Annotated in this window: 6 protein-coding genes; 4 read left to right on the forward strand and 2 right to left on the reverse strand. The window is 30.9% G+C overall.

Annotated elements, in window-relative coordinates; all coding sequences use genetic code 11:
* The first annotated feature begins 51 nt into the window (after positions 1 to 51).
* Positions 52 to 201, forward strand: a complete 150-nt coding sequence (locus ACKI67_RS06720; protein ID WP_407462685.1) for a hypothetical protein — start codon at positions 52 to 54, stop codon at positions 199 to 201.
* An 86-nt stretch (positions 202 to 287) separates the two neighbouring features.
* On the opposite strand, the gene ACKI67_RS06725 is transcribed toward ACKI67_RS06720, so the two are convergent.
* Positions 288 to 959: a histidinol phosphate phosphatase domain-containing protein gene (locus tag ACKI67_RS06725; RefSeq protein WP_407462686.1), complete on the reverse strand. Its 672-nt coding sequence runs from the start codon at positions 957 to 959 to the stop codon at positions 288 to 290.
* Positions 960 to 1,252: 293 nt separating this feature from the next.
* Between ACKI67_RS06725 and ACKI67_RS06730 the strand changes: the two genes are divergently transcribed.
* From ACKI67_RS06730 to ACKI67_RS06740, 3 genes are all read left to right on the forward strand, one after another.
* Complete coding sequence (locus ACKI67_RS06730; protein WP_407462687.1) at positions 1,253 to 2,269, forward strand: pantoate kinase; 1,017 nt, start codon at positions 1,253 to 1,255, stop codon at positions 2,267 to 2,269.
* A gap of 14 nt (positions 2,270 to 2,283) precedes the next feature.
* Entirely contained in the window at positions 2,284 to 2,814 is a 531-nt protein-coding gene (locus ACKI67_RS06735) for a class I SAM-dependent methyltransferase (RefSeq protein ID WP_407462689.1), read from the forward strand.
* 201 nt (positions 2,815 to 3,015) lie between these two features.
* Positions 3,016 to 3,735: a DUF4012 domain-containing protein gene (locus tag ACKI67_RS06740; protein WP_407462690.1), complete on the forward strand. Its 720-nt coding sequence runs from the start codon at positions 3,016 to 3,018 to the stop codon at positions 3,733 to 3,735.
* A gap of 279 nt (positions 3,736 to 4,014) precedes the next feature.
* Here ACKI67_RS06740 and ACKI67_RS06745 read toward each other — a convergent pair.
* A partial coding sequence (locus tag ACKI67_RS06745) for an aminoacetone oxidase family FAD-binding enzyme (protein WP_407462691.1) occupies positions 4,015 to 4,992 on the reverse strand: 978 nt, incomplete at its 5' end.

Raw genomic sequence — 4,992 nt, forward strand, 5'->3', positions numbered from 1 at the left:
TTATTTTTTAAAAATTTAATTTTTAATTTTAAAATTCAAATAGGTGTAAATATGGGAAATATGGCTGAAGCAAGAAGAAAAATGCATGAAAGAGACGAAAGGGTAAAAAAGGAAAACAAGTCTGAAGTCAAGAAAATAAGAAATTTCTTCTTCGGTTGCTGCAACGATAAGGAAAGCAAAAAAATCAAGGAACACAAATAAAATATTCAAATAGATTATTAGAGACTATTTTTAAAAAAAGATATTTGATAATATTTTAAATAATAAAAAAAGTTTTAATGGAATAATTAAAGGTTTATTCCATTTCTTTTTAAGATTTTTCTAGGATTTTCAACGGTAGCTTTCATAACTTCTTCTTCTGTCATTCCAGCTCCTAATCCAATTTCAAATGCTCTTTCAAAAGTGATTAAATTGTCAGGAGAATGGGTGTCTGTATCTATTAAAAGATCATTTCCAACTTCCCTTGCAATGTTTGCCACATGTCCATTTCCTAAGCAATGGCCTTTTCTTGCACTTATTTCCAATGCAACATCATTCTTTTTAGCTATTTCTGCCTCTTCACGTGTAATCAATCCAGGATGGCCTAGGATATCTATTTCCTTACAGTTTACAGCAGCGAAATTTGTACCTTCAACCACTGGTTCATTTAATGTTTCACCGTGAACAACAACTATTTTAGCACCTAATTCACGTGCCTTTTCAGCCAATTCTGGAATGGATTCTACAGGAGCATGGGTAATTTCTGCACCTAAAACCACTGTAATGTCCCAATTCTTGTTTATGTCATCAATTGCATCGCTGATGTCTGTAATTGTATGGATGTTTGAGTAATCAACATGATCTGTAATAGCTATTGCTTCATGCCCTAAGACAAGAGCTCTTCTTGCAAGTTCAGAAGGTAAAAGTTCACCGTCACTGAATAGACTGTGCATATGTAAATCAATTCTTTTATGGGTCAAAAATATCTCTCCTTTGAGTAAAATAATTATAATTCAGATTTATCATTTCATTTATTATTTAAATTTGTTTTTATTATTATTTTCAGTTTCATTTATTTTTAAAAAACTATTTTTAAAATTATAAATTTTTATAAATTATAAAATTTTATAAATGTTGAAAATATAATTTATATTAATTAAATCGTATAATAATCTTTCAATATTTATAGTTTTATTCTTATAATTAATAAACTTATTATTATAAACTAATTTAATTCAATTATTATTAAATATTTAAAAATTGAAGTGTTAAAATGATTTCCGTATTTGTTCCATCTCATATCACAGGCTTTTTCAGTATTTTCGATAATGAAAATCCCTTATTGAAAGGTTCCTTAGGTGCAGGAGTGCTATTGGATAAGGGAGTAATCACTGAAATAGATAAGAATGCTGATGAATCATTTTCCATATTGATAAATGGCAAAAAGGATGAGTATAATGAGGTAATAATTCTAAAGACAATAGAATTTATGGAAAATGAGTTAAATAAAGATGAAATCCAGTTTAATTTAGATGGTATCCTCATAAATCAAACTATCCAAGTTCCGATTGGATGTGGATTTGGAAGCTCTGCAGCATCAGCTATTGGGACTGCAATTTGCATTAATGAATACTTTAACTTAGGATTGACAATTGAGGAATGTGGAAAATATGCACATTTGGCAGAGGTTTCACTTGGAACAGGTCTTGGAGACGTTATTGCAGAGTTATCTAAAGGAATTGTGCTCAGGACAAAGGTCGGAGCTCCTGGATTCGGTGAGGTAAAGTCTATTGTTCCACAGGAAAAGACAGGTTTTGGAGTCTTTGAACCTTTAAAGTCTGATTTTTATGTAATAACAAAAACTCTCGGAGAGATATCCACAGCTTCAATCATCGAAGATCCAAAGCATAAGAAGCTCATCACTCAAGTCGGATTGGAAATCGGTGAAGAATTCAATCAAAAGGATGATGGAATTGTGATAGGTTCCAAATTCAAAAACAAGTTTAATGTTGCTGTTGACAATGAATTCAATGAAGAGGAAACAATCAAGAAGTTTATGAATGCATCATTGTCCTTTGCCAAGAGGACACATCTAATCAATGATGAGCTATTGAAGATTATACATCAATTGCACGGTAAGGTGCTAGGAAGTTCAATGGCAATGCTTGGAAATACGGTTTTTGCATTAGCAAATGAAAATCAAAAATTGAAGCTGGAAGCGGAATACTATAATGAATTTGATTTTTATAAATTGGAAACAGGCGGAATTCGCATTAATGCTGACAATTAAGTAAAGGGGATTTTATGATAAAGCTTAGCTATGATATGAAGGTATATAGGCAACATTTGAGGGAAGTACTGGAAAAGACAGACAATGTTGTTGAATTAGGGTCACATGTAGGCAAATCCAGTGAACTGATTTTATATAGATTGACTACAGGAACCTTAATCAGCATTGATAATAGTCCAGAAGCAATTGAACCTATGGAAAAGCTTTCAAGATATAATGATAATTTCAGATTTATAAGTGGGGATGTAAGACTTCATGAAACTTTAGAGGAAGTTGCAAAGTCAATAGATAGGTGTGATGTCTTGTCTATTGATTTAGGCGGAGGATATCATCCAGACACCGTATTTAAGGTTTATTATATTTGGGCATCCACCTTAAAGCCAAGGGATGTTCTAATAAGAAATCAGGGGCTCATTGATTTTGTAAACAGTGCCCAATATGATGAGGAATTTGAATCAAGTGAAGGATGGCTTGAAACATGTGGTGATCAGGGAATTCCTCCTCAAATCAAGGAATTCAGTTTATGGACTGATAGGTTAGAATGATTTTTTTTGATTTAATTTTCTTTTTTTCCATATTTATGAATACATTTATAATATATAAATTCAATATATAATTATAATATGTAAATATAGATTATCATTTTATGAATTTTTAATGAAATTTATATTTATTTATAATTCTAAATTTTCACAAATAATTATTCTTATTTAGAAGTTATTTTATAATATAGGATGTAGGTATCCATGAATAGAAAACAAAAACTAATTATAGCAATTCTTTCTGTTATTCTTATTTGGTTATTAATTGTTATCGGATCCATGCTTATAGGAGGTCCTGACTTAACATCTGAGAATAAAACAGTTTTAGTTATAGCTGCAGATAAATATGAACAGCCAGGTGGTGGTTGTGATATGGCATTTATCGTTCGTTTAGAAGATGGACATTTAAAAAGCTATGACCCATTCTATCCTGGTGGTATGACTCACCCAACTCAACCGGCTCCTGGAAATCTGAAAGGAAACATGAGATTCCACGATACAATGTGGAATGGTGTTGAGGATGGTATGCAATATGCAAAAGAAATCGTAGAAGCGCGTAATGGAACTCACATTGATGCAGTAGTTCTCATTTACGATGAAGGAATAGACAGTATCATTGATTCTGTAAGGCCACTTGAAGTTGATGGTCAAGTAACTGAACTTAGTGCAACTGATATTATTCGTGCAAACGATAATTATGCAGGATACAAAGGAAGAGGAAGTATCCAAACTGGTTCAATGAATAGGGCAGATGCTGTAATGGTATTGGTTAAAGCTCTTTCCAAAGCTGCAAAAGATCCAAATAAAAAAGAAACTATGGTAAAAACTGCTTTGGATGAATATAACAAAGGAAACATTGTTATGACTCCAAAAGGTTCTTTTGCACGTTTACTTGCTACAAAAGGATTTGAGTCTATTGTATAAATTTAAATAATTTATACAATTTCTTTTTTTATTTTTTTAATTTTCTTTTAACTTTTTTAACTTTTTTAATTTTTTATAATTTTTTATAATTTTTTAAATTTTTCTTATTTTTTATTAGATTTTTTTTTAATAATTTTTAAAATGAGTATTTTTTAATTAGTCTATTTTTTAATTATTTTTTCTTAAAAAGAAGTATTTTAAAAGTAGAATTTTTAATTAAATTATTTTTTTTATAAAAAAGAAGAATGATGATTTTTTAATCATCTTAAAAATTAGTGCTTATTTTAAACTGTTTGCAGCTTCTTGGCCAGCTAAATAACCAGTTGAAAATGCTATTTGGAGATTATATCCTCCAGTTGGTCCAGCCACTTCAAGAACTTCTCCTGCAAAGTACAATCCATCCACAAATCTGGATTGAAGTGTTTTGGAATCGATCTCTTTTGATTTGATTCCTCCAATGGTGACCTTAGCAAGTTCTGTTTCCAAGGATTCAATTTCAATAGGGTGTCTCTTAAGGTTTTCAGCTATCTTATTCTTGTCCTTTTTAGTAATGTTCGCCATTGTTTTGCTTGGGCTGATATTGATTTTCATCAAGAAGTAATCAATGAAATTAGCTGGAAGGAACTTTTTCATATAATTTTTTATGGACATCTTACCTTTGTCTGGGGTGTCTTTTGTAATTTGTTCCTTGATATCTTCTTCAGTCATATCTGGAGTGAAGTCAATATTGATCTTATTGGTAAACAATTCAAGATTCTCTATTTCATCATCGTCCTTTTGATTTAAGTTATCATCTAAGATTGTAAACTTGGACTTTTCAATCAATAGATTGCTTAAGTCAATCACAGCAGGGCCGGTCAAGCCAAAATGACTGATCAATGCATCTCCTCTAACAGAAACTTTTTTCTTTTTGTCCTTGAAAGAAAGTTCAACATCACTTAAGGTCAATCCACTTAAGCTTCTAAGCAGGAAGTCATCTACATTGAATGAGACAAGTCCCGGTTTGATGTCTGTGATTGTGTGATTCATCTTTGAAGCTATTCTATAGCCATCTCCAGTAGAGCCAGTGGATGGGTATGTGATGCCTCCTGTAGATACTACAATCTTTGATGCATTTAATGATATGTTTTCATTTTCTATTAAGAATACTGGTTCCATTCTTTCATTTAATTCATGTTCAATATCATTTGCATTGATTGGACAATTGGTATGTATATCTACTTCTAATTCTTCAAGATATTCTTCCAAAATATCTAA

Source organism: Methanobrevibacter sp., from assembly GCF_045577275.1.
In the GTDB taxonomy this organism is placed as follows: domain Archaea; phylum Methanobacteriota; class Methanobacteria; order Methanobacteriales; family Methanobacteriaceae; genus Methanobrevibacter.